This window comes from Pseudomonas batumici (assembly GCF_036585405.1).
GTDB classification, from domain to species: domain Bacteria; phylum Pseudomonadota; class Gammaproteobacteria; order Pseudomonadales; family Pseudomonadaceae; genus Aquipseudomonas; species Aquipseudomonas batumici.
Window position 1 is genome coordinate 1,991,090 of record NZ_CP144470.1, and the last position, 20,483, is coordinate 2,011,572.

Here is a 20,483-nt window from a genome sequence, read left to right on the forward strand (position 1 = left end):
GCTTAATCGACCGCCAGGGCAGACAGGACGATGTCGCAGCTACGCTGGGCGTAGTTGGCCAGGACCGTGCGGATCAGCGCCAGGTCGCGGGCCATGACGGCGGCCAGCAGTTGCGAGAACAGGGTCAGGTATTCGCTCATTTCCGCCTTGCGCCGCTCCAGCGCCAGGTAGTAGGCGCGGCTCATGGCCGGTTGCAGGTTCTCGACGGTTTCCTGCAGGTACGGGTTGTCGGCGAATGGAAAGGCGGCGCGCATCACGTTGAAGCTGTCTTCGACGAAGGTGCGGATGTCCTGGCGCTCGAAACTGGCGCTCAGACGCTGCTGCAACTGCAGGAACGGCGCGAGGTCGGCCTGCTCCGTCCAGCGCTGGGCCACGGCGTTGCCCAGCAGGATGTACAACTCGCTCATCAGGGTGCACAGGCTCTGCACCTTGTGCGCGGTGAGCTCGGTGACATGGGCACCACGCCTGGGCAGGATGGCGATCAGATGGCGGCGCTCGAGAATCAGCAGCGCTTCGCGTACGGAGCCACGGCTGACATTGAGTGCCAGCGTGACCTTCTGTTCCTGGATGCGCTCCCCGGGCTTGAGATCGCCGCGAATGATGCGTTCGGCGAGGTGGTGAGCAATTTGCTCGGCGAGGCTATCCGGCGCCTTGAACGTCATGGTTTTCCTTCAAAATCTTCGATCAGTGCAAGCGGCGCAGTGTAGCGCACTTGATACAGGGTGGCGCAGGGCCGCAAGGACGGAATTTGGCACGAATCCAGCAATTATTTCAGCGGCTAGACTGAGAGAAAGCGCTCTACGCTTTCAATCGCGGGTTTTCCTGACCCTTAGGTCAGATATTTGTTGACCGCAAAGTCAGATATCACTAGATTCTGCTCATTGGTCAACAACAATAATGAGTCTGCGAGGCCTTCCGTGATCCAGTTTTTACTCAACCAGGAACTCCGTCGCGAGCACGCCCTGGACCCGAATCTGACGGTGCTCGAGTATTTGCGCGAGCACATGGGCAAACCCGGTACCAAGGAAGGCTGCGCCAGCGGCGACTGCGGCGCCTGCACCGTGGTGGTCGGCGAGTTGCATCGCGACGATTCGGGCCATGAGCACATCCGCTATCGCAGCCTCAATTCCTGCCTGACCTTTGTCTCCTCGCTGCACGGCAAGCAACTGATCAGCGTCGAAGACCTCAAGCACCAGGGCCAACTGCACAGCGTGCAACAGGCCATGGTCGACTGCCATGGTTCGCAGTGCGGCTTCTGCACGCCGGGCTTCGTGATGTCGCTGTTCGCCCTGCAAAAGAACAGCGATGCGCCGGACAGCCACAAGGCCCATGAAGCCCTGGCCGGCAACCTCTGCCGCTGCACCGGCTACCGGCCGATCCTCGCCGCCGCCGAACGCGCCTGCTGCAACAAGCCGGCCGATCAGTTCGACGCCCGCGAAGCCCAGACCATCGCCCAACTCAAAGCCATCGCCCCCAGCGAAACCGCGGAACTGAACAGCGGCGACAAGCGCTGCCTGGTGCCGTTGACGGTCGCCGACCTCGCCGCGCTCTACGACTCGTATCCGCAAGCCCGACTGTTGGCCGGCGGCACCGACCTGGCCCTGGAAGTCACCCAGTTCCACCGCACCTTGCCGGTGATGATCTATGTCGGCAACGTGGCTGAACTCAAGCGCATCGAGACCTTCGACGACCACCTGGAAATCGGTGCCGCCACCCCGCTCTCCGATTGCTACGCCGCCCTCAAGGCCGAGTACCCGGACTTCGGCGAACTGCTGCAACGCTTCGCCTCGCTGCAGATCCGCAACCAGGGCACCCTGGGTGGCAATATCGGCAACGCCTCGCCCATCGGCGATTCGCCACCGCTGCTGATCGCCCTGGACGCACAACTGCGACTGCGCAAGGGCGACACCACGCGTACCCTGGCGCTGGAAGACTATTTCATCGACTACCGGGTCACCGCCCGCCAGGACAGCGAGTTCATCGAAAGCATCAGCGTACCCCGGGCCAGTGCCGCCTGGCAGTTCCGCGCCTACAAGGTTTCCAAGCGCCTGGATGACGATATCTCAGCGGTCTGCGCGGCCTTCAACCTGCGCATCGAAAACGGCGTCGTGGCCGAGGCCCGGATCGCCTTCGGCGGCATGGCGGTGATTCCCAAACGAGCCAGGGCCTGCGAGCGCGCACTGGTCGGCCAGTCCTGGGACCAGGACAGCCTGGAACGTGCCTGCACGGCGCTGGGAGAAGATTTCACCCCGCTGTCGGACTTCCGCGCCAGCAAGGAATATCGCCTGCTCAGTGCCCGCAACCTGCTGCGCAAGTACTTCATCGAACTGCAAACACCGTACATCGAGACTCGGGTGACCGCTTATGTCTAACCCTCACGTGGTGGAAAAAACCCAGGCCGAGATGGCCGAACTGTTCGCCCGGGACCTGAGCACCGGCGTCGGTCGCAGCGTCAAGCACGAAAGCGCCGACAAGCACGTGTCCGGCGAGGCGGTGTATATCGACGACCGCCTGGAGTTCCCCAACCAGCTGCATGTCTATGCACGGATGTCCGACCGCGCCCATGCGCGCATCCTCAGCATCGACACCACGCCGTGCTATGCCTTCGAAGGGGTGCGCATCGCCATTACCCACGAAGACATTCCCGGCCTCAAGGACATCGGCCCGCTGCTGCCGGGCGACCCGTTGCTGGCCATCGACATCGTCGAGTTCGTCGGCCAGCCAGTGCTGGCCGTGGCCGCCCGCGACCTGGACACCGCACGCCAGGCGGCCATGGCCGCGGTGATCGAATACGAAGACCTGGAGCCGGTGCTGGATGTGGTCGAGGCCCTGCGCAAGCGCCATTTCGTGCTCGACAGCCACACCCACAAGCGCGGCGACTCAGCCGCCGCCCTGGCCACTGCCGAACACCGTATCCAGGGCAACCTGCATATCGGCGGGCAGGAACACTTCTACCTGGAGACCCAGATTTCCTCGGTGATGCCCACCGAAGACGGCGGCATGCTCGTCTACTGCTCGACCCAGAACCCCACCGAAGTGCAGAAGCTGGTGGCCGAGGTGCTCGGCGTGTCGATGAACAAGATCGTGGTCGACATGCGCCGCATGGGCGGCGGTTTCGGCGGCAAGGAAACCCAGGCCGCCAGCCCCGCCTGCCTGTGCGCGGTGGTGGCGCACCTGACCGGGCAACCGACCAAGATGCGCCTGCCACGGGTCGAAGACATGCTGATGACCGGCAAGCGCCACCCCTTCTATATCGAGTACGACGTCGGCTTCGACAGCAACGGCCGCCTGCACGGGATCAACCTGGAACTGGCGGGCAACTGCGGCTGTTCGCCGGACCTCTCGGCGTCGATTGTCGACCGGGCGATGTTCCATGCCGACAATGCCTATTACCTGGGCGACGTCACCGTCAACGGCCACCGCTGCAAGACCCATATCGCCTCCAACACCGCCTATCGCGGCTTCGGCGGCCCGCAGGGCATGGTCGCCATCGAGGAGGTGATGGACAGCATCGCCCGGCACCTGGGCCTCGATCCGCTGGCGGTGCGCAAGGCCAACTATTACGGCAAGACCGAGCGCAACGTCACCCATTACTACCAGACCGTCGAGCACAACATGCTCGAAGAGATGACCGCCGAACTCGAAGCCAGCAGCCAGTACGCCGAGCGGCGGGAAACCATTCGCCGCTACAACGCCCACAGCCCGGTGCTGAAAAAAGGCCTGGCGCTGACGCCGGTGAAATTCGGCATCTCGTTCACCGCCAGTTTCCTCAACCAGGCCGGGGCGCTGGTGCACGTCTACACCGACGGCAGCATCCACCTGAACCACGGCGGCACGGAGATGGGCCAGGGCTTGAACACCAAGGTCGCGCAGGTGGTGGCCGAGGTGTTCCAGGTGGAAATCGACCGGGTGCAGATCACCGCCACCAACACCGACAAGGTACCGAACACCTCGCCCACCGCCGCCTCCAGCGGTGCCGACCTGAACGGCAAGGCGGCGCAGAACGCCGCCGAGATCATCAAGCAGCGGCTGGTGGAATTTGCCGCGCGGCAGTACAAGGTCAGCGAGGCGGACGTGGAATTCCGCAACGGCCATGTGCGGGTACGCGACCAGATCCTGACGTTCGAGGCGTTGATCCAGCAGGCGTATTTCGCCCAGGTGTCGCTGTCGAGCACCGGTTTCTACAAGACGCCGAAGATCTACTACGACCGCAGCCAGGCGCGTGGCCGGCCCTTCTACTACTTCGCCTTTGGCGTGGCCTGTGCCGAGGTGATCGTCGATACCCTGACCGGCGAGTACAAGCTGCTGCGCACCGACATCCTGCATGACGTCGGCGCCTCGCTGAATCCGGCCATCGATATCGGCCAGGTGGAAGGCGGCTTTATCCAGGGCATGGGCTGGCTGACCATGGAAGAGCTGGTGTGGAACGCCAAGGGCAAGTTGATGACCAATGGCCCGGCCAGCTACAAGATCCCGGCGGTGGCCGACATGCCGCTGGACCTGCGGGTCAGGCTGGTGGAGAACCGCAAGAACCCGGAAGACACGGTGTTCCATTCCAAGGCGGTGGGCGAGCCGCCGTTCATGCTGGGGATTGCCGTGTGGTGCGCGCTCAAGGATGCGGTGGCGAGCCTGGCGGATTACCGGGTTCAGCCGAAGATCGATGCACCGGCCACGCCTGAGCGGGTGTTGTGGGGCTGCGAGCAGATGCGCCAAGCCAAGGCGGAGAAGACGATGGTGATCGAACAGACGACGGAGAGGTGTCTATGAACAGCTGGCTCAGCGCCCTCGCCGACCTGCAGAACCAGGGTGAACCCTGCGTGCTGGTGACCATTATCGAAGAGCTCGGCTCGACACCGCGTAATGCCGGTTCGAAAATGGTCGTCAGTGCGGCCAGCAGCTTCGACACCATCGGCGGCGGTCACCTGGAATACAAGGCCATGCAGATCGCCCGCGAGATGCTCGCCAGCGGCCAGCAGAGCACCCGTCTGGAACGCCTCACGCTCGGCGCCAGCCTCGGCCAGTGCTGCGGCGGGGTCACGGTGCTGCTGTTCGAGCCCATAGGCCAGGTCCAGGCGGAAATCGCCGTGTTCGGTGCCGGGCATGTCGGTCGCGCTCTGGTCCCCTTGCTGGCCAGCCTGCCCTGCCGGATACGCTGGATCGATTCCCGCGAGCAGGAGTTTCCGGAGCAGATCCCCAGCGGCGTGCGCAAGATCGTCAGCGAGGAGCCGGTGGACGAAATCGAGCACCTGCCCGTGGGCAGCTACTGCATCGTCATGACCCATAACCACCCGCTTGACCTGGAGCTCAGCGCCGCGATCCTCAAGCGCAACGACTTCGCCTACTTCGGCCTGATCGGCTCGAAGACCAAACGGGTCAAGTTCGAACACCGCCTGCGCGAACGCGGCTTCGACAGCGGCGTACTGCAACGCATGCGCTGCCCGCTGGGATTGGCCGAAGTCAAAGGCAAGCTGCCCGTGGAAATCGCCATCTCCATCGCCGGCGAGATCATCGCCACCTATAACGCGAATTTCGGCCAGCACAGCGCAAGCGCCGAACCCATTGCCAAACTGCTGCCGGCTTCGCGCCGCAGCCAGGCCACGCACTGAGAGAAACCATGCCTTCGAACCGCAAAGCCTACCGCGCCGCCCTCCTCCACAGCCTCGCCGATCCGGCCGAGGTCGGCATCGAGGCGTCCTATGAATATTTCGAAGACGGCCTGCTGGTGGTCGAGAACGGCCGCATCATCGCCCTCGGCGCTGCCAGCGGTCTGTTGCCGACCCTGAGCGCCGACGTTGAAGTCATCCACCACACCGACGCGCTGATCACCCCAGGCTTTATCGACACCCATATCCACCTGCCGCAGACCGGCATGGTCGGCGCCTATGGCGAGCAATTGCTGGACTGGCTGAACACCTACACCTTCCCCTGCGAAAGCCAGTTCGCCGACCCGGCCCATGCCGAGGAAGTCGCGGATATTTTCATCAAGGAACTGCTGCGCAATGGCACCACCACCGCGCTGGTCTTCGGCAGCGTGCATCCGCAATCGGTGGAGGCCTTCTTCGAGGCCGCCGGCAAGCTCGACCTGCGGATGATCGCCGGCAAGGTGATGATGGACCGCAACGCGCCGGACTACCTGACCGACACCGCCGAGTCCGGCTACCTGGAGAGCAAGGCGCTGATCGAGCGCTGGCACGGCAAGGGGCGCCTGCACTACGCGGTGACGCCGCGTTTTGCACCGACTTCAACGCCGGAGCAATTGACCCTGGCCGGTCAGTTGCTGGGCGAATACCCGGACCTGTACATGCAGACCCACATCAGCGAGAACCTGCGGGAAGTACAGTGGGTCAAGGAGCTGTTCCCCGATCGCAAGGGTTATCTGGATGTCTATGACCATTACCGGTTGCTGGGCGAGCGCTCGGTGTTCGCCCATGGCGTGCACCTGTGTGACGACGAATGTGCACGCCTGGCACAGACCGGCTCGGCGGTGGCGTTCTGTCCGACGTCGAACTTCTTCCTCGGCAGCGGCCTGTTCAACCTGCCGATGGCGGAGAAGCACAAGTTGAATGTCGGCGTGGGCACGGACGTGGGCGGCGGGACCAGCTTCTCGATCCTGCAGACGCTGAACGAGGCCTACAAGGTGATGCAATTGCAGGGGGCACGCTTGAGTCCGTTCAAGTCGCTGTACCTGGCGACCCTAGGCGGCGCCCGGGCGTTGCGCCTGGAGGACAAGGTCGGCAGCCTGCAACCGGGCAGCGACGCCGACTTCCTGGTGCTCGACTACCACGCCACGCCGCTGCTCAGCTATCGCCTGAAGCAGGCGAAGAACATTGCCGAGACCTTGTTCGTGCTGATGACCCTGGGGGATGACCGGACAGTGAAACAGACCTACGCGGCGGGGAATCTGGTGCACCAGCGCTGAGGCCCCCGATCTACAGCTTTGCCGCAGGCCGCCCCGGTTTCTTGGCCTGCAGCAAATGCGAGAACACCGCATGCAGGTCATCCGAGGCGCTTTCCTCGTCGAGGTTGAGCTTGCTGTCGATATGGTCCATGTGGTGCATCATCAGGTCCACCGCCAGCACCCCGTCCCGGGCCTCGATGGCGTCGATCAACTGGGTGTGTTCATCGTAGGAACAGTGCGAGCGGTTGCCGCTTTCGTACTGGGCGATGATCAACGAAGTCTGCGACACCAGGCTGCGCTGGAAGCTGATCAGCGGGGCATTCTTCGCCGCCTCCGCCAGCTTGAGGTGGAACTCGCCGGAAAGGCGGATCCCCGCCCCACGATCGCCCCGGGAAAAACTGTCGCGCTCGTCGTTGACCATCTGCCGCAACTGGGCCAGCTCCTCGGCCGTGGCGTGCAATACCGCAAGCTCCGTAATCGCCTTCTCCACCATGCGCCGGGCCAGGAACACCTGGCGGGCTTCCTCGACACTGGGGCTGGACACCACCGCGCCACGGTTCGGCCGCAACAACACCACGCCTTCATGGGCCAGGCGCGACAAGGCGCGCCGAATGATGGTCCGGCTGACCCCGAAAATCTCCCCCAGCGCTTCTTCGCTCAACTTGGTCCCGGGCGCCAGCCGCTGTTCGAGAATCGCCTCGAAGATATGCGCGTAGACGATATCGTCCTGGGTCCCGGTGCGGCCGGCCTTGCCGGCGCGCGGTTGTTTCTTGAGGGGCTGCAACTGTTCGTTCATGGGCACTCGGATCGGAGACGGCGGCGAATGGACCTCAGCTGGCGAACGGCACAGCGGGTCACTGACAAGTAGCACGGAAAAACATGGCACATTGTACACAAACCTGGGTGCCAACACGACTGTACGGCTGTTTGCCGCAGCGGCTGTATTGCAATCAGCGGCCACCTTTACGTTTAGTCTACCGAAACCGTTATCGCCCGTTTTCCCTGTACAAGGAATGCCGCCCCATGACCGATCTCACCCAGGCACGCCTGCGCCCATTGGCCGACACGTCGCCCTCCGCCGTGGTCGCCGGTTTTATCGCGATGATGACCGGCTACACCAGTTCCCTGGTGCTGATGTTCCAGGCCGGGCAAGCCGCGGGACTGACCAGCGGCCAGATATCCTCGTGGATCTGGGCCCTGTCGATCGGCATGGCGATTTGCAGCATCGGCCTGTCCCTGCGCTATCGCACGCCGATCACCATCGCCTGGTCGACGCCTGGTGCGGCGCTGTTGATCACCAGCCTGTCCGGGGTGACCTACGGCGAGGCGATCGGCGCCTACATCACCTGCGCGGTGCTGGTGACCCTCTGCGGCCTGACCGGCAGTTTCGAGAAGCTGGTCAAGCGCCTGCCCTCTTCACTGGCGGCGGCCCTGCTGGCGGGCATCCTGTTCAAGATTGGCAGCGAGATCTTCATCGCCGCGCAACATCGCACCGGGCTGGTGCTGGGGATGTTCTTCAGCTACCTGATCGTCAAGCGCCTGTCGCCGCGTTATGCCGTGCTGGCCGCCCTGCTGGTCGGTACCGCCCTGTCGGGCATGCTCGGGTTGCTGGATTTCAGCGGCTTCAACCTGGAGGTGGCGAAGCCGGTATGGACCACGCCGTCGTTCTCCCTGGCCGCGACCATCAGCATCGGCATTCCGCTGTTCGTGGTGGCCATGACCTCGCAGAACATGCCCGGCATCGCCGTGCTGCGCGCCGACGGCTACAACGTGCCGTCGTCGCCGTTGATCAGCGTGACCGGGATCGCCTCGTTGCTGCTGGCGCCCTTCGGCTCCCACGGGATCAACCTGGCCGCCATCAGCGCGGCCATCTGCACCGGGCCGCATGCCCATGAGGACAAGCGCAAGCGCTACACGGCCGCCGTCTGGTGCGGAATTTTCTATGGGATTGCCGGGACCTTCGGTGCCACGCTGGCGGCCCTGTTCGCCGCCCTGCCCAAGGAGCTGGTGCTGTCGATCGCGGCGCTGGCGCTGTTCGGCTCGATCATGAACGGCTTGAGCCTGGCCATGACCGAGCCCAAGGAGCGGGAAGCGGCGCTGATCACCTTCATGGTGACGGCCTCGGGGTTCACGCTGTTTTCGGTGGGTTCGGCCTTCTGGGGGATCGTGGCGGGGGTGCTGACGCTGATAATCCTCAACGGGCGCAGGGCCTGAGCAACACCACAGAACCTGTAGGAGCCAGCTTGCTGGCGATCCAGTCGACGCGGTTTAACAGGAGACCGCGTCGATACTATCGCCAGCAAGCCGGCTCCTACAGGAAACGCGTTCAGCCGGACCTGAGCGGATCAGATCCGGAAATGCCCCACCATCCCCTTCAATTCCATCCCCAGTTGCGCCAGCTCGATGCTTGACGCCGCGTTGCCCTGCATCGCCACCGCCGACTGATCGGCACTGGCGCGAATGCTGGTCACGCTGCGATTGATCTCTTCGGCCACCGAACTCTGTTCCTCGGCCGCCGCCGCGATCTGCTGGTTCATCTGCTGGATCAGCGACACCGCCGCGGCGATGCTGCCCAGCGCGCTCTCGGTCTGCAACGCGTCGCTGACCGCCAGCTTGACCAACTCGCCACTGCTCTGGATCTGCTGCACCGACGTCTGCGCCGCTGCGCGCAGGGCACTGACCAGGCGCTCGATCTCTTCGGTGGACTGCTGGGTGCGCTTGGCCAGGGCCCGCACCTCATCGGCCACCACGGCAAAGCCACGGCCCTGCTCACCGGCACGGGCCGCCTCGATGGCCGCGTTGAGGGCCAGCAGGTTGGTCTGCTCGGCCACGCTCTTGATCACGCTGAGCACCGTGCCGATATTCTGGATTTCCGCACTGAGGCTTTCGATGCTCTGGCTCGCCGAGTTGGCCGAATCCGCCAGTTGCTCGATACGCTGCATGCTCTGGCGCACCACCTGCTGGCCGCTGTCGACCTTGCCGTCGGCGGTCTGCGCCGCCTGGGCGGCTTCTTCGGCATTGCGCGCGACATCGTGCACCGTGGCCGTCATCTGGTTCATCGCGGTGGCGACCTGCTCGGTCTCTTCCTTCTGGGTGCTGACTTCCAGGTTGGTCTGCTCGGTGACCGCCGACAACGAATGCGCCGACGTCGCCAGTTGCTCGATCCCCGCCTGCAGCCCACTGACGATACCGCTCAAGCCCGCGCCCATCTGCTGCATGGCCAGCATCAGTTGACCGATTTCATCGCGGCGCTTGACCTCCACCTTGCCGGTCAGGTCACCGGCGGCAATCTGCTGGGCCACCAGAATCACACTGCGCAGCGGCGCGACGATCAGGCGGGTAATCACCAACGCCGCCACCAGGCCGACCAGCAAGGCCAGGGCGGACGAGCCGATGATCAACAGCGAATTTTTCTTCAGCTCGGCCTGCATCGACAGGTCCTCGGCGGCATAGGCCTGGTTGACCCGCTCCACCACCTGGGCCGCGCGCTCATGCAACTGCTGGTAAACCTTTTTCTCCTGCTCCAGCAGGCCGGTGTATTCGGTCAGCTTTTCGCCGAAGCTGGCGATGTGGCCGCTGACCTCGGTGAGTACTGTCTGGTAGCCGGGGTCCTTGACCGAAGCCTTGAGTTGTTCGACCTGGGCCAACGCCTGGTCGGCCTGCTCGATCTTGCCCTTGTTCTGGTTCTCTTCATCGCCTTTGCGGCTCTGGTCCAGGCGCACCCGGGCCTCGTTCATCGCCTGCAACATCAACTGCGAGACATGGCTGACCTGACCGGACTGCTCGATAAAATCCTTGCCGTCCTTGCCCTGGGAGTCCTTGAGGGCATAAGTGCCGTCATCGGACAGGCCGGACTGCAGCACATCCAGGTTGTTCGCCACGCTGTCAACCGACCAGCTGGCCATTTCCAGCGCCAGGTCCTTGGTCTGGTTCAACTCGACGAACTCGTCGAACGCCTTGCGGTAGGCGCCCAGGGCCTGCTCGACATCGGTCATGACCGGCACATTGGCCGCCGATTGCGCCTTGAGGGTCTGCGCCTGCGCCAACAGGCCGTCGACGCCCTTGTGCAGGGCATCGACCGTCTTGGGGTCCGAATGCAGTGCATATTCCTGCTCGAGCAAACGTACCCGGAGTAACTGGCTGTTGAGCGAAGACATCTGCTTGAGTCCATCGAAGCGCAAGCTGATGGTTTGCAAGGACCAGACGCCGATGGCCGCCACCAGACCGGTCAGCAGCAATACCAAGGCAAACCCGATACCCAGTTTCTTGGCCATACCGAGGTTGGCGAAACGTCCTTGCGCGGCAGAAATCATGGCGCTAAATCCCCGATTAGAAGGCTGAAGGTGCACACGCCCATTCAAGATTCGTGCAGATTGGCAATCGGGACGGGTAAAGCACAAGCCTCTGGCGCCGGAATAATGGCCAGAAGCTACATCCGCGTCGCTTTCAGAATGGTCGAGGTCGATTCGGCGCTACCCAGCAGACGGAAGAACTTCTGCGCGCGCAGGTCCGAAGCATAGGCCACATTGATCCGCAGCCAGTCGCTGGGTGTACCCTGCGGCATGAAGGCTTCACCCGGCGCCAGCAGCACCCCCAGCTTGCGCGCGCGCGCCAGCACCTGCGCCAGTGGATAACCCGGGCTGCGCGCCCAGATGAACATGCCGCCGGCGGGCTCGGCGAACACCTCCCAGCCCGCCCTCTCCAAGGTATCCAGGGTGGTGATCCGTTCCACGCCCAGGCGCTGGCGCAGTCGCTGCACCAACTTGCGATAGGTGCCATTGGCCAGCAGCGTGGCGACCACGCACTCGGCGAAACGCGAGGCACCGAGGCTGGTGATCATCTTCACTTGCGCCAGACGCTGGATCAGTTCGCCCCGGGCGCGGACGAAGCCGACCCGCAACGAGCTGCTCAGGGTTTTCGAGAATCCGCCCACGTAGATCACCCGCTGGGCGTTATCCAGCGCGGCCAACTGCACGCCCGGCCCGCTCTGGAGATCGCTGTAGACCGCGTCCTCGATGATCTGGAAGTCATGGGCCTGCGCCAACTGCAACAGTTGGGTGGCCACCGCCAGGCTCAGGCTGGTGCCTGTCGGGTTGTGGTAGAGGCTGTTGATGAACAGGCACCGCGGGCGGTACTGCTGCAACAGCTGGCGCAATTGCTCCAGGTCCGGCCCGGAATGTGTCCGCTCCACCTCCAGCAACTTGACCCCCTGCAGTGCCAGCAGCTTGTACAGGTTGGCGTAACCCGGTGTTTCCACCAGCACACAGTCACCCGGCTTGAGCAGGTGGCGCACCAGCAGGTCCAGCGCCTGGGTGACCCCGTGGGTCGTGAGGATCTGCTCGGGGGCGCAGGGGATACCCTTTTGCACCAGGCGCTTGTGGATCTGCTGACGCAACGCCAGCAGTCCCAGGGGCGTGCTGTAGCTGAACATCCCATGCATCTGCGTACGGCTGACCTGGCGAATGGCATAGGCGATGTCATCGCTCTCGCGCCAACTTTCGGGCACCCAGCCGCAGCCCAGCTTCAACTCGCCCAGAGGATGCTCGCTGAAGCCCCCCCACTGCGCTTCCAACCCTTCATACCATTGCGGCTCGCCGCTGTCCCGGGCATCACCCTGGGCGTCCGAGACGATAAAGGCCGAGCCGTTGCGGGGCGTCAGCACCCCTTGGGCCACCAGGCGCTGGCACGCCTCCAGGACATTCGCCTGGCTGAGCAGGTTGTCCTTGGCCAACTGTCGAACGGATGGCAGGCGAGTCCCGGGGCCCGCGCGATGGCTACGAATCCACTCGATCACCGCGTTGACGATTTGCTGCACGACGGGAACCAGCGCCTGCCGATCAATTTCCAAATCCATTGTGTTTGACGCTCCAACCCATTGTTATCTCTCGTTAAACAGTTAAACACAAAAGACCGGGGGCCTTGCTTGCACAAAAAGCCTCTCGCCGGCGCCCCGGAAGGCCCGCCCACCGGGCCCTGGAGACACCGGCTGACGCGCGGGAGGGAATCCACCGACTGTATTTCCAACACCGGCGGACATAAAAAAACCCGCCATTAGGCGGGTTCCTTGCAAAAGGGCTACTGTCCCGGGCGAAGCGAACGACAGCTCAAATCGCGGTGGCTCCGCCGTCCACGGCCAGGGCATGGCCGGTGGTGAAAGCGGCACCATCGCTGCACAGGTACAGCACCGCACTGGCGATCTCCTCGACCTTGCCGATGCGTCCGACCGGATGCATGGCCGCCGCGAACTCGGCTTTCTTCGGATCGGCCTCATAGGCGCGACGGAACATGTCGGTATCGATCACCGCCGGGCAGACGGCATTGACGCGGATTTTCTTCTTCGCGTATTCGATCGCCGCCGACTTGGTCAAACCGATGACCGCATGCTTGGACGCCGCGTAGATACTCATCTTCGGCGCCGCGCCAAGGCCGGCTACCGAGGCCGTGTTGACGATGGCGCCACCGCCCTGGGCCAGCATCAGCGGCAACTGGTGCTTCATGCACAGCCAGACGCCTTTGACATTGACGCCCATGATCGCGTCGAACTCGTCCTGGGTGCCATCGGCCAGCTTGCCTTTCTCGATCTCGATACCGGCGTTGTTGAAGGCGTAGTCGACCCGTCCGTAAGTACTCACGGCCTGGGCCATGAGGTTCTCGACATCCGCCTCCTGAGTGACATTGCAACGCACGAACACGGCGTCGCCGCCGGCGGCGCGGATCAGCTCGACCGTGCCTTCGGCGCCGGCGACGTCAAGGTCGGCGACGACCACCTTCAGGCCTTCGGCGGCGAACGCCAGGGCGGTCGCGCGGCCAATGCCGGCCGCCGCGCCGGTCACCAGGGCTACCTGGCCGGAAAACGTCATGCTCATGGTGATGTCCTCAATGCAATACGAAAGGGTTGCTGTGCTCTCGAGTCTAGCCAGCGGACCGACTGTCACGGCAGCACTATCAGAAGGCCGGTTAATGGCTCATGCATCGCAGTGATAAGTTCCGGCGACCTTTCATCATTGAAGTGGATCGCGGCCTATTCGCCTGACCTGCAAAACTTGCCGTCGGCCCGATGAGGGTCTATCTACAAGACTTCATTGATCTTCGAGTGCCTGCCATGACCACCCAGAACAATCGCCAATTCCTGCTGGCCAAGCGCCCGGTCGGCCCTGCGACCCGCGAGACCTTCACCTACCAGCAAGTGCCGGTGGGCGAGCCGGGAGCGGGCCAGATCCTGGTCAAGAACCAATACCTGTCCCTTGACCCGGCCATGCGCGGCTGGATGAACGAGGGCAAGTCCTACATCCCGCCGGTGGGTATTGGCGAAGTGATGCGCGCCCTGGGTGTCGGCCAGGTCGTGGCCTCCAACCACCCGGGCTTTGCCGTCGGCGATCATGTCAACGGCGCCCTGGGCGTGCAGGATTATTTCCTCGGTGAGCCGAAGGGCTTCTACAAGGTCGATCCGAAACTGGCGCCGTTGCCACGCTACCTGTCCGCCCTGGGCATGACCGGCATGACCGCCTACTTCGCCCTGCTGGATGTCGGCGCCCCGAAAGACGGCGAAACCGTGGTGATTTCCGGCGCGGCCGGCGCGGTCGGCAGCATTGCCGGACAGATCGCCAAGCTCAAGGGTTGCCGGGTGGTGGGGATTGCCGGCGGCGCCGAGAAGTGCCGGTTCCTGATCGACGAACTGGGCTTCGATGGCGCCATCGACTACAAGAGCGAGGACGTCAACGCCGGCCTGAAACGCGAATGCCCGAAAGGCGTCGATGTGTATTTCGACAACGTCGGCGGCGATATTCTCGACGCGGTGCTCACCCGCCTGAACCTCAAGGCCCGCGTGGTGATCTGCGGCGCCATCAGCCAGTACAACAACAAGGAAGCGGTGAAAGGCCCGGCCAATTACCTGGCGCTGCTGGTCAATCGCGCCCGCATGGAAGGCTTCGTGGTGATGGACTACGCCAGTCGCTTCGCCGCGGCCGGACAGGAAATGGCCGGCTGGATCGCCAAGGGCCAGCTCAAGAGCAAGGAAGACATCGTCGAAGGCCTGGAGACCTTTCCGGAGACGCTGATGAAGCTGTTCAGCGGGGAGAATTTCGGCAAGCTGGTGCTGAAGGTCTGAACCGGCGTTTTTCCAGATGATCGTCGCGTGAGCAATCGGGCAGCGACCGATTGCTCACGACGGGGCCATCAGCGGCCCCCATCGCCGATCAGGCCAGCTCGGCCACTACCGCCGCCAGCGCCTGGGCCGGGTCGGCCGCCTGGCTGATCGGACGACCGATCACCAGGTAATCGGAACCGGCATCCAGCGCCTGACGCGGGGTCAGGATACGCCGCTGATCATCCTGGGCCGCGCCCGCGGGACGAATCCCCGGCGTTACCAGTTGCAAGCCCGGGTGGGCACTCTTGAGCGCCGTGGCCTCCAGGGCCGAGCACACCAGGCCGTCCATCCCGGCCTTTTCCGCCAGCGCCGCCAGACGCAATACCTGCACCTGCGGGTCGACATCCAGGCCGATGCCGGCCAGGTCCTCGCGCTCCATGCTGGTCAGTACGGTCACGCCGATCAACAACGGCTGCGGCCCACTGCGCTGGTCCAGCACCTCACGGCACGCCGCCATCATGCGCAGGCCACCGGAACAATGCACGTTGACCATCCACACGCCCATCTCCGCCGCCGCCTTGACCGCCATGGCCGTGGTGTTGGGGATGTCGTGGAATTTCAGATCGAGGAACACCTCGAAGCCCTTGTCACGCAGGGTGCCGACAATGTCCGCCGCACAGCTGGTGAACAGCTCCTTGCCGACCTTGACCCGGCACAGCTTCGGGTCCAGTTGATCGGCCAGCTTCAGGGCGGCGTCACGGGAAGGGAAATCCAGGGCGACGATGATAGGCGTCTGGCAGGCGGACATGGGCGGGCTCTCTGGCAAGTCGAAATCGGCGCGCATTGTAGCGGAACCCGGGGCAGACCGGGACCCGGTGATCGGTAAATCTAGCCCTGATGCGCCATAAATGCCCGAGCTCGCACCAAAGCAAGTCGAAATCCAGGTGAACATCGGCGAAACGTCCTCGATACGACAGCTTTTCGTCTATTACGACCTGATCCCGGCGACTGGCACGCCCGCTGCAATCACCTGATCCGAGCAGTATCCAAACCGTTCAGGGAGAAACGCATGAACACACAACTCAAACCCACGCTGGGCACGCTGCACCTGTGGGGTATCGCGGTCGGCCTGGTGATCTCCGGCGAATACTTCGGCTGGAGCTACGGCTGGGGGAGCGCCGGTACCCTGGGCTTTCTCGTCACCACCCTGCTGGTGGCGACCATGTACACCTGCTTCATCTTCAGTTTCACCGAGCTGACCACCGCCATTCCCCATGCCGGCGGCCCCTTTGCCTACAGCCGCCGGGCCTTCGGCGAACGCGGCGGCCTGATCGCCGGGATCGCCACCCTGATCGAATTCGTCTTCGCCCCGCCGGCCATCGCCATGGCCATCGGCGCCTACCTCAACGTCCAGTACCCGGACCTCGACCCACGTCTCGCCGCCGTCGGTGCCTACGTGGTGTTCATGGGCCTGAACATCCTCGGCGTGAGCATCGCCGCCACCTTCGAACTGGTGGTGACCGTGCTCGCGGTCGTCGAGTTGCTGGTATTCATGGGCGTGGTCGCACCGGGCTTCAGCTTCAGCAACTTCGTACTCAACGGCTGGTCCGGGGCGAGCAGCTTCAGCCTCGACTCGATCCCCGGCATCTTCGCGGCGATCCCCTTCGCGATCTGGTTCTTCCTCGCCATCGAAGGCGCGGCCATGGCCGCCGAAGAAGCCAAGGACCCCAAGCGCACCATTCCCAAGGCCTACGTCGGCGGGATCCTGACCCTGGTGTTCCTGGCCCTCGGCGTGATGGTGATGGCCGGTGGCGTCGGCGACTGGCGCCAACTGTCGAACATCAACGACCCGCTGCCCCAGGCGATGAAAGCCGTGGTGGGCAACAACTCCAGCTGGATGCACATGCTGGTGTGGATCGGCCTGTTCGGCCTGGTGGCGAGCTTCCACGGCATCATCCTGGGTTACTCGCGGCAGTTCTTCGCCCTGGCCCGGGCCGGTTACCTGCCCGCCTACCTGGCCAAGCTGTCGCGTTTCCAGACCCCGCATCGCGCCATCATTGCCGGTGGCCTGATCGGCATCGCGGCGATCTACAGCGACGGGCTGGTCAACCTGCAAGGCATGAGCCTGACGGCGGCGATGATCACCATGTCGGTATTCGGCGCCATCGTGATGTACATCATCAGCATGCTGAGCCTGTTCAAGCTGCGCAGCAGCGAGCCGAACCTGGAGCGCAGCTTCCGCGCCCCGGGTTATCCGATCGTGCCGGGGATCGCGTTGGTCCTGGCGGTGGTGTGCCTGATCGCGATGGCCTGGTTCAACACGCTGATCGGCCTGATCTTCCTCGGTTTCATGGCTGCGGGCTTCCTCTACTTCCTGTTGACCGGACAACTGCGCGCCGCCGCACCGGCCGATGCGATGCTGACCGGACTTTAAGGGCTATCCGGGCAGATCGGGCTTACAATGGAACCACTGAGAAATTTTTTGACTCAAAGTGGTAAGGGCCGACACTTGCGGATGAAAGGCTCATCCGCAAGCGGCCCATCAAGGAGAATCCCATGCCCTGGTATGCCTGGTTGATCATCGTCGTTGCCATCGGCTCCATCGTCGGCAGCCTGATGATGTTGCGCGACACCGCGAGCAAAGTGGAACTGACCGACGAACAACGTCGGCGCATTCAGGAGCGTAATGCCGAAATGGACGCCCAGGATGCAAAGGATCGCTGATCGTCCACTCTGCAAGCATGCCCTCCTCTCACTTCTCCCAGTCAGCTTTGGCGATGTGCAAGCCATGCAGGCCCTTGTAGGCTGCTCGCTCAGGCGAGCTCCAGCCTTCGAGCAATGACGGCTCCAGTCGATAGACCTCCACCCCCAGCGGGCGACAGACGCTGAGCGGGTCCTGTGCCTCGGGACCCCACATCGGTAATGAGAGATCGCCACCAGGACAGGTGGACAGCGCGCACAGCAGGTCGATCTCGGCAAAGAATTCCAGGTAATCGCCCTTCTGCGCCGGACAGGCCTTCATGAAATACATGTCGTCATGATTGAGCCCGGTGCACTGGAAGATGTTCAACACGTCGTGGACATCGAACTCGGTCAAGCCATGGGGCAGCACTGCGCGGGTCAGGTTCGAGTGACAGTGATGATGGAAGTCTTCCCCCGTCAGCATCCGATTCACATAGGGATCACAGCGCGTGCCCAACAGATCGTGCAGACGCCCGCCATGCTCGTCGATCCCGTAGCCGGCCAGGCTGTCGTCGGTGATGGTGACCAGCGGACGCAGGAACGGCAGGTTCGACCAGAGCCGGTCATGGGTACTGACGTGAGCGCCTTGCAACTGACGGGTCCGTGCCGCCCAGAGGCGCTCGCGCGGGTCGTTGGCATTCCAGACGTTGAAGTCGCCGACCTGCGGGCCAACCGGCGTGGTCACCCGGAACACATGGCCGGCCGGCACCTTCCAGGCCCGCCCGGTACGGATCGGCACCTCGAACTGCTCGATCAGCGTACGAGCGTCTTTTTCCTCGCGAATACGCTCGTAGAACGCGGTGTCCACCTGCAAGGCCGACCCTTTGCTGACCTGATAGGCGGCGGGATAGTCTTTGTACATGGTCAAGATCCTCGATCAGTGATGGGAAGGACGGCTTAAAAAATCGAGCAGCATCTGCTCGGAGTCGTCGAGGTAAAGGCTCATCGCCTCCCCCGCGGCTTGCTTGTCGCCCTCGGCGAGCCGGTCGTGGATATAGCGGTCACGCGCCAGCCAGGGTGCTTGAAAACGCTGCTCGTCGGGTGCCGCACAAAACACCAGGCGTAACTGCGCGACGATGTTGGTAAAGAACTCATCGAACAGGGGACTGCGCATCAAACCGACGATATGTTGGTGAAACGCCAGGCTGTGGGTACCCAGGGCGCGCCAGTCCTCGCGCTCGCGGGCCAGCTCGGCCGCCTCGATGGATTCGAGCATGCGGTCGGATTGGTATTCGCGCAGGGGTTTGCTGAGGGCGATGGCCTGCAGCTCCAGGGTGCGGCGAACCTGGAAAAGGTCGCGTACCTCATCACGACCCAGACGTCGCACCATCACGCCCTTGTTCCGCACGTAACGCGCCAGGCCTTCCTGGCCAAGCCGGTGGAGCGCCTCGCGAATCGTGTTTCGCGAGGCGTTGTAGGTACTGACCAGATCGTTCTCCACCAGCGGCATGCCCGGCAGCAGGCGACCGCCGATAATGTCGGCACGCAACTCCAGGGTAATCTGGTCGGCCAGGGACAGCTGTGCACTCATGATTCTCACCTCGGATTGTTCAACAATCGTAGAACAATGGGTAACCACTATTCATGCCACATCCACTTCCTGTGCTTTTCTCCACGCGTTCCGCAGCACCTGAAAAAACATGACGAATCGTCCATAAGTCACGGTTATCATGGCTTAACGATTTGGAGAGCCCGCCATGCGGTATTCGCAAGACCATAAAGCCCAGACCCACGAACGGATCATCAAGGAGGCCGCCGCCCGCTTTCGACGCGATGGTATTGGCGCGACTGGCCTGCAACCCCTGATGAAGGCGCTGGGCCTGACCCATGGTGGCTTCTACGCGCATTTCAAATCCAAGGATGAGCTGGTGGAGAAGGCGCTGCAGGAAGCGGCGGCCGAGCTGGATGTGCACTGCGATACGCTGTTCAGCCAGGACAAGCCGCTGCAGGCTTTTATCGATAGCTATCTGTCCGAGTGGCACCTGACCACCCCGGATCACGGCTGCCCGCTACCGACCATGTGCCTGGAGCTGGGACAGCGAGGGGAGCCAAGCCCGACGACGGATACGGTGATCGAGTCGCGGCTCAAGCAAGTGGAGGAGGCGCTGGGGTCGGGGCCGGAGGCACAGGACCAGAGCATTGTCATGCTGGCGACGCTGGTGGGGGCGCTGGTGCTATCCAGGAGTGCCGAGGATGAAGCGTTGGCGCAGAAGATATTGGCGGTGGCGAAAGCACATTTGAAGGACCAGGTGGAATAAGACACCGCCTTGAGAAGAGGCCGATCACTGGAAAGGCCCCTTCCCCCGATGACCGTATTCAGTTGATATCAAGCTTGTCGCGATTCTTGTCGAGCAGCGACTTGCCTATGCCTTTGACTTCGAGCAACTCATCCACTGAAGAGAAAGGACCGTTCGCCTCGCGATAGGCGACAATGGCCTGGGCTTTTGCTTCACCTATACCGGAGAGCTCGCTCTGGATGGTCTGGGCGTCGGCGGTATTGAGATTGAGCTTGCCGGGCTTGGCGGTTGCGGCTGCCTGGCTTGAAGCGGGAGCTGCCGGGTCGGTCTTGGCGGTTGCGGTCGGAGCAGCATTGACCACGCCAGTGATGCCCAGCAGCAGGGCGAAAGCGAAGGAAGAGAGAAGGCCTGTACGCATAAGTGACACTCCATGACATCGATGGGTAGAAGCAGCTTTTCCGAAGCTGCCTCCCAAACCTAGGTCATGCTGTGAGTCTGTCAAAAATGCATCAGTTACAGC

General features: G+C 63.2%; 18 protein-coding genes and 1 pseudogene. 9 read left to right on the top strand and 10 right to left on the bottom strand.

What is annotated here, in order from left to right; all coding sequences use genetic code 11:
* Positions 1-2 precede the first annotated feature (2 nt).
* A complete protein-coding gene (locus tag NUH87_RS08800; protein WP_040070402.1) occupies positions 3-662 on the bottom strand; it encodes a GntR family transcriptional regulator in 660 nt (219 codons plus the stop codon).
* A 255-nt stretch (positions 663-917) separates the two neighbouring features.
* Between NUH87_RS08800 and xdhA the strand changes: the two genes are divergently transcribed.
* The 4 genes from xdhA to guaD are packed head-to-tail and all read left to right on the top strand — an operon-like array spanning position 918 to position 6,919.
* Positions 918-2,372 (top strand): xanthine dehydrogenase small subunit, encoded by a 1,455-nt coding sequence (xdhA, locus tag NUH87_RS08805; protein ID WP_338525640.1) that lies wholly within the window; start codon positions 918-920, stop codon positions 2,370-2,372.
* Positions 2,365-4,767 (top strand): xanthine dehydrogenase molybdopterin binding subunit, encoded by a 2,403-nt coding sequence (xdhB, locus tag NUH87_RS08810; protein WP_338525641.1) that lies wholly within the window; start codon positions 2,365-2,367, stop codon positions 4,765-4,767. The genes xdhA and xdhB overlap by 8 nt, the downstream gene beginning before the upstream one ends.
* Positions 4,764-5,606: a xanthine dehydrogenase accessory protein XdhC gene (gene xdhC, locus NUH87_RS08815; RefSeq protein WP_338525642.1), complete on the top strand. Its 843-nt coding sequence runs from the start codon at positions 4,764-4,766 to the stop codon at positions 5,604-5,606. The genes xdhB and xdhC overlap by 4 nt, the downstream gene beginning before the upstream one ends.
* An 8-nt stretch (positions 5,607-5,614) precedes the next feature.
* The gene (gene guaD, locus NUH87_RS08820) at positions 5,615-6,919 is read left to right on the top strand and encodes a guanine deaminase (RefSeq protein ID WP_338525643.1); all 1,305 of its coding nucleotides are present in this window, start codon (positions 5,615-5,617) and stop codon (positions 6,917-6,919) included.
* 10 nt (positions 6,920-6,929) lie between these two features.
* On the opposite strand, the gene NUH87_RS08825 is transcribed toward guaD, so the two are convergent.
* Positions 6,930-7,694, bottom strand: a complete 765-nt coding sequence (locus tag NUH87_RS08825) for a GntR family transcriptional regulator (protein ID WP_338525644.1) — start codon at positions 7,692-7,694, stop codon at positions 6,930-6,932.
* A gap of 227 nt (positions 7,695-7,921) precedes the next feature.
* Between NUH87_RS08825 and NUH87_RS08830 the strand changes: the two genes are divergently transcribed.
* Positions 7,922-9,112 carry a benzoate/H(+) symporter BenE family transporter gene (locus NUH87_RS08830; protein ID WP_338525645.1) on the top strand — a complete coding sequence of 397 codons (1,191 nt, stop codon included), beginning with the start codon at positions 7,922-7,924 and terminating at the stop codon, positions 9,110-9,112.
* A gap of 131 nt (positions 9,113-9,243) precedes the next feature.
* Here the strand turns inward: NUH87_RS08830 and NUH87_RS31235 are convergent, their stop codons facing one another.
* From NUH87_RS31235 to NUH87_RS08845, 4 genes and pseudogenes are all read right to left on the bottom strand, one after another.
* Positions 9,244-10,125 carry a methyl-accepting chemotaxis protein gene (locus tag NUH87_RS31235; RefSeq protein ID WP_422393930.1) on the bottom strand — a complete coding sequence of 294 codons (882 nt, stop codon included), beginning with the start codon at positions 10,123-10,125 and terminating at the stop codon, positions 9,244-9,246.
* A gap of 27 nt (positions 10,126-10,152) precedes the next feature.
* Positions 10,153-11,211, bottom strand: a pseudogene (locus tag NUH87_RS31240) (methyl-accepting chemotaxis protein); the annotation flags it as partial.
* A 116-nt stretch (positions 11,212-11,327) separates the two neighbouring features.
* The gene (locus NUH87_RS08840; RefSeq protein WP_338525647.1) at positions 11,328-12,752 is read right to left on the bottom strand and encodes a PLP-dependent aminotransferase family protein; all 1,425 of its coding nucleotides are present in this window, start codon (positions 12,750-12,752) and stop codon (positions 11,328-11,330) included.
* Positions 12,753-13,002: 250 nt separating this feature from the next.
* A complete protein-coding gene (locus NUH87_RS08845; RefSeq protein ID WP_040070388.1) occupies positions 13,003-13,764 on the bottom strand; it encodes an SDR family oxidoreductase in 762 nt (253 codons plus the stop codon).
* A gap of 236 nt (positions 13,765-14,000) precedes the next feature.
* Between NUH87_RS08845 and NUH87_RS08850 the strand changes: the two genes are divergently transcribed.
* A complete protein-coding gene (locus tag NUH87_RS08850; protein WP_338525648.1) occupies positions 14,001-15,005 on the top strand; it encodes an NADP-dependent oxidoreductase in 1,005 nt (334 codons plus the stop codon).
* An 88-nt stretch (positions 15,006-15,093) separates the two neighbouring features.
* Here the strand turns inward: NUH87_RS08850 and pyrF are convergent, their stop codons facing one another.
* Positions 15,094-15,792: an orotidine-5'-phosphate decarboxylase gene (pyrF, locus tag NUH87_RS08855; protein ID WP_338525649.1), complete on the bottom strand. Its 699-nt coding sequence runs from the start codon at positions 15,790-15,792 to the stop codon at positions 15,094-15,096.
* 261 nt (positions 15,793-16,053) lie between these two features.
* Between pyrF and eat the strand changes: the two genes are divergently transcribed.
* Positions 16,054-17,418 carry an ethanolamine permease gene (eat, locus tag NUH87_RS08860; RefSeq protein ID WP_338525650.1) on the top strand — a complete coding sequence of 455 codons (1,365 nt, stop codon included), beginning with the start codon at positions 16,054-16,056 and terminating at the stop codon, positions 17,416-17,418.
* Positions 17,419-17,540: 122 nt separating this feature from the next.
* On the top strand, positions 17,541-17,708 hold the full coding sequence (locus NUH87_RS08865; RefSeq protein ID WP_084615110.1) for a DUF2897 family protein: 168 nt from the start codon (positions 17,541-17,543) through the stop codon (positions 17,706-17,708).
* 28 nt (positions 17,709-17,736) lie between these two features.
* Here the strand turns inward: NUH87_RS08865 and NUH87_RS08870 are convergent, their stop codons facing one another.
* Positions 17,737-18,588, bottom strand: a complete 852-nt coding sequence (locus NUH87_RS08870; protein WP_103495867.1) for an urea carboxylase-associated family protein — start codon at positions 18,586-18,588, stop codon at positions 17,737-17,739.
* Positions 18,589-18,603: 15 nt separating this feature from the next.
* Complete coding sequence (locus NUH87_RS08875) at positions 18,604-19,257, bottom strand: GntR family transcriptional regulator (RefSeq protein ID WP_338525651.1); 654 nt, start codon at positions 19,255-19,257, stop codon at positions 18,604-18,606.
* 166 nt (positions 19,258-19,423) lie between these two features.
* Here NUH87_RS08875 and NUH87_RS08880 point away from each other — a divergent pair, with 166 nt between their 5' ends.
* Positions 19,424-19,984, top strand: a complete 561-nt coding sequence (locus NUH87_RS08880) for a TetR/AcrR family transcriptional regulator (RefSeq protein WP_338525652.1) — start codon at positions 19,424-19,426, stop codon at positions 19,982-19,984.
* A 58-nt stretch (positions 19,985-20,042) separates the two neighbouring features.
* On the opposite strand, the gene NUH87_RS08885 is transcribed toward NUH87_RS08880, so the two are convergent.
* A complete protein-coding gene (locus NUH87_RS08885) occupies positions 20,043-20,381 on the bottom strand; it encodes a ComEA family DNA-binding protein (protein WP_040070027.1) in 339 nt (112 codons plus the stop codon).
* Positions 20,382-20,483: the final 102 nt, after the last annotated feature.

Coding starts and splice junctions, on each gene's coding strand:
- NUH87_RS08800 (WP_040070402.1), bottom strand. CDS start 662: ATGACGTTCAAGGCGCCGGATAGCCTCGCCGAGCAAATTGCTCACCAC.
- xdhB (WP_338525641.1), top strand. CDS start 2,365: ATGTCTAACCCTCACGTGGTGGAAAAAACCCAGGCCGAGATGGCCGAA.
- xdhC (WP_338525642.1), top strand. CDS start 4,764: ATGAACAGCTGGCTCAGCGCCCTCGCCGACCTGCAGAACCAGGGTGAA.
- guaD (WP_338525643.1), top strand. CDS start 5,615: ATGCCTTCGAACCGCAAAGCCTACCGCGCCGCCCTCCTCCACAGCCTC.
- NUH87_RS08825 (WP_338525644.1), bottom strand. CDS start 7,694: ATGAACGAACAGTTGCAGCCCCTCAAGAAACAACCGCGCGCCGGCAAG.
- NUH87_RS08830 (WP_338525645.1), top strand. CDS start 7,922: ATGACCGATCTCACCCAGGCACGCCTGCGCCCATTGGCCGACACGTCG.
- NUH87_RS31235 (WP_422393930.1), bottom strand. CDS start 10,125: ATGCTGGCCATGCAGCAGATGGGCGCGGGCTTGAGCGGTATCGTCAGT.
- NUH87_RS08840 (WP_338525647.1), bottom strand. CDS start 12,752: ATGGATTTGGAAATTGATCGGCAGGCGCTGGTTCCCGTCGTGCAGCAA.
- NUH87_RS08845 (WP_040070388.1), bottom strand. CDS start 13,764: ATGAGCATGACGTTTTCCGGCCAGGTAGCCCTGGTGACCGGCGCGGCG.
- NUH87_RS08850 (WP_338525648.1), top strand. CDS start 14,001: ATGACCACCCAGAACAATCGCCAATTCCTGCTGGCCAAGCGCCCGGTC.
- pyrF (WP_338525649.1), bottom strand. CDS start 15,792: ATGTCCGCCTGCCAGACGCCTATCATCGTCGCCCTGGATTTCCCTTCC.
- eat (WP_338525650.1), top strand. CDS start 16,054: ATGAACACACAACTCAAACCCACGCTGGGCACGCTGCACCTGTGGGGT.
- NUH87_RS08865 (WP_084615110.1), top strand. CDS start 17,541: ATGCCCTGGTATGCCTGGTTGATCATCGTCGTTGCCATCGGCTCCATC.
- NUH87_RS08870 (WP_103495867.1), bottom strand. CDS start 18,588: ATGTACAAAGACTATCCCGCCGCCTATCAGGTCAGCAAAGGGTCGGCC.
- NUH87_RS08875 (WP_338525651.1), bottom strand. CDS start 19,257: ATGAGTGCACAGCTGTCCCTGGCCGACCAGATTACCCTGGAGTTGCGT.
- NUH87_RS08880 (WP_338525652.1), top strand. CDS start 19,424: ATGCGGTATTCGCAAGACCATAAAGCCCAGACCCACGAACGGATCATC.
- NUH87_RS08885 (WP_040070027.1), bottom strand. CDS start 20,381: ATGCGTACAGGCCTTCTCTCTTCCTTCGCTTTCGCCCTGCTGCTGGGC.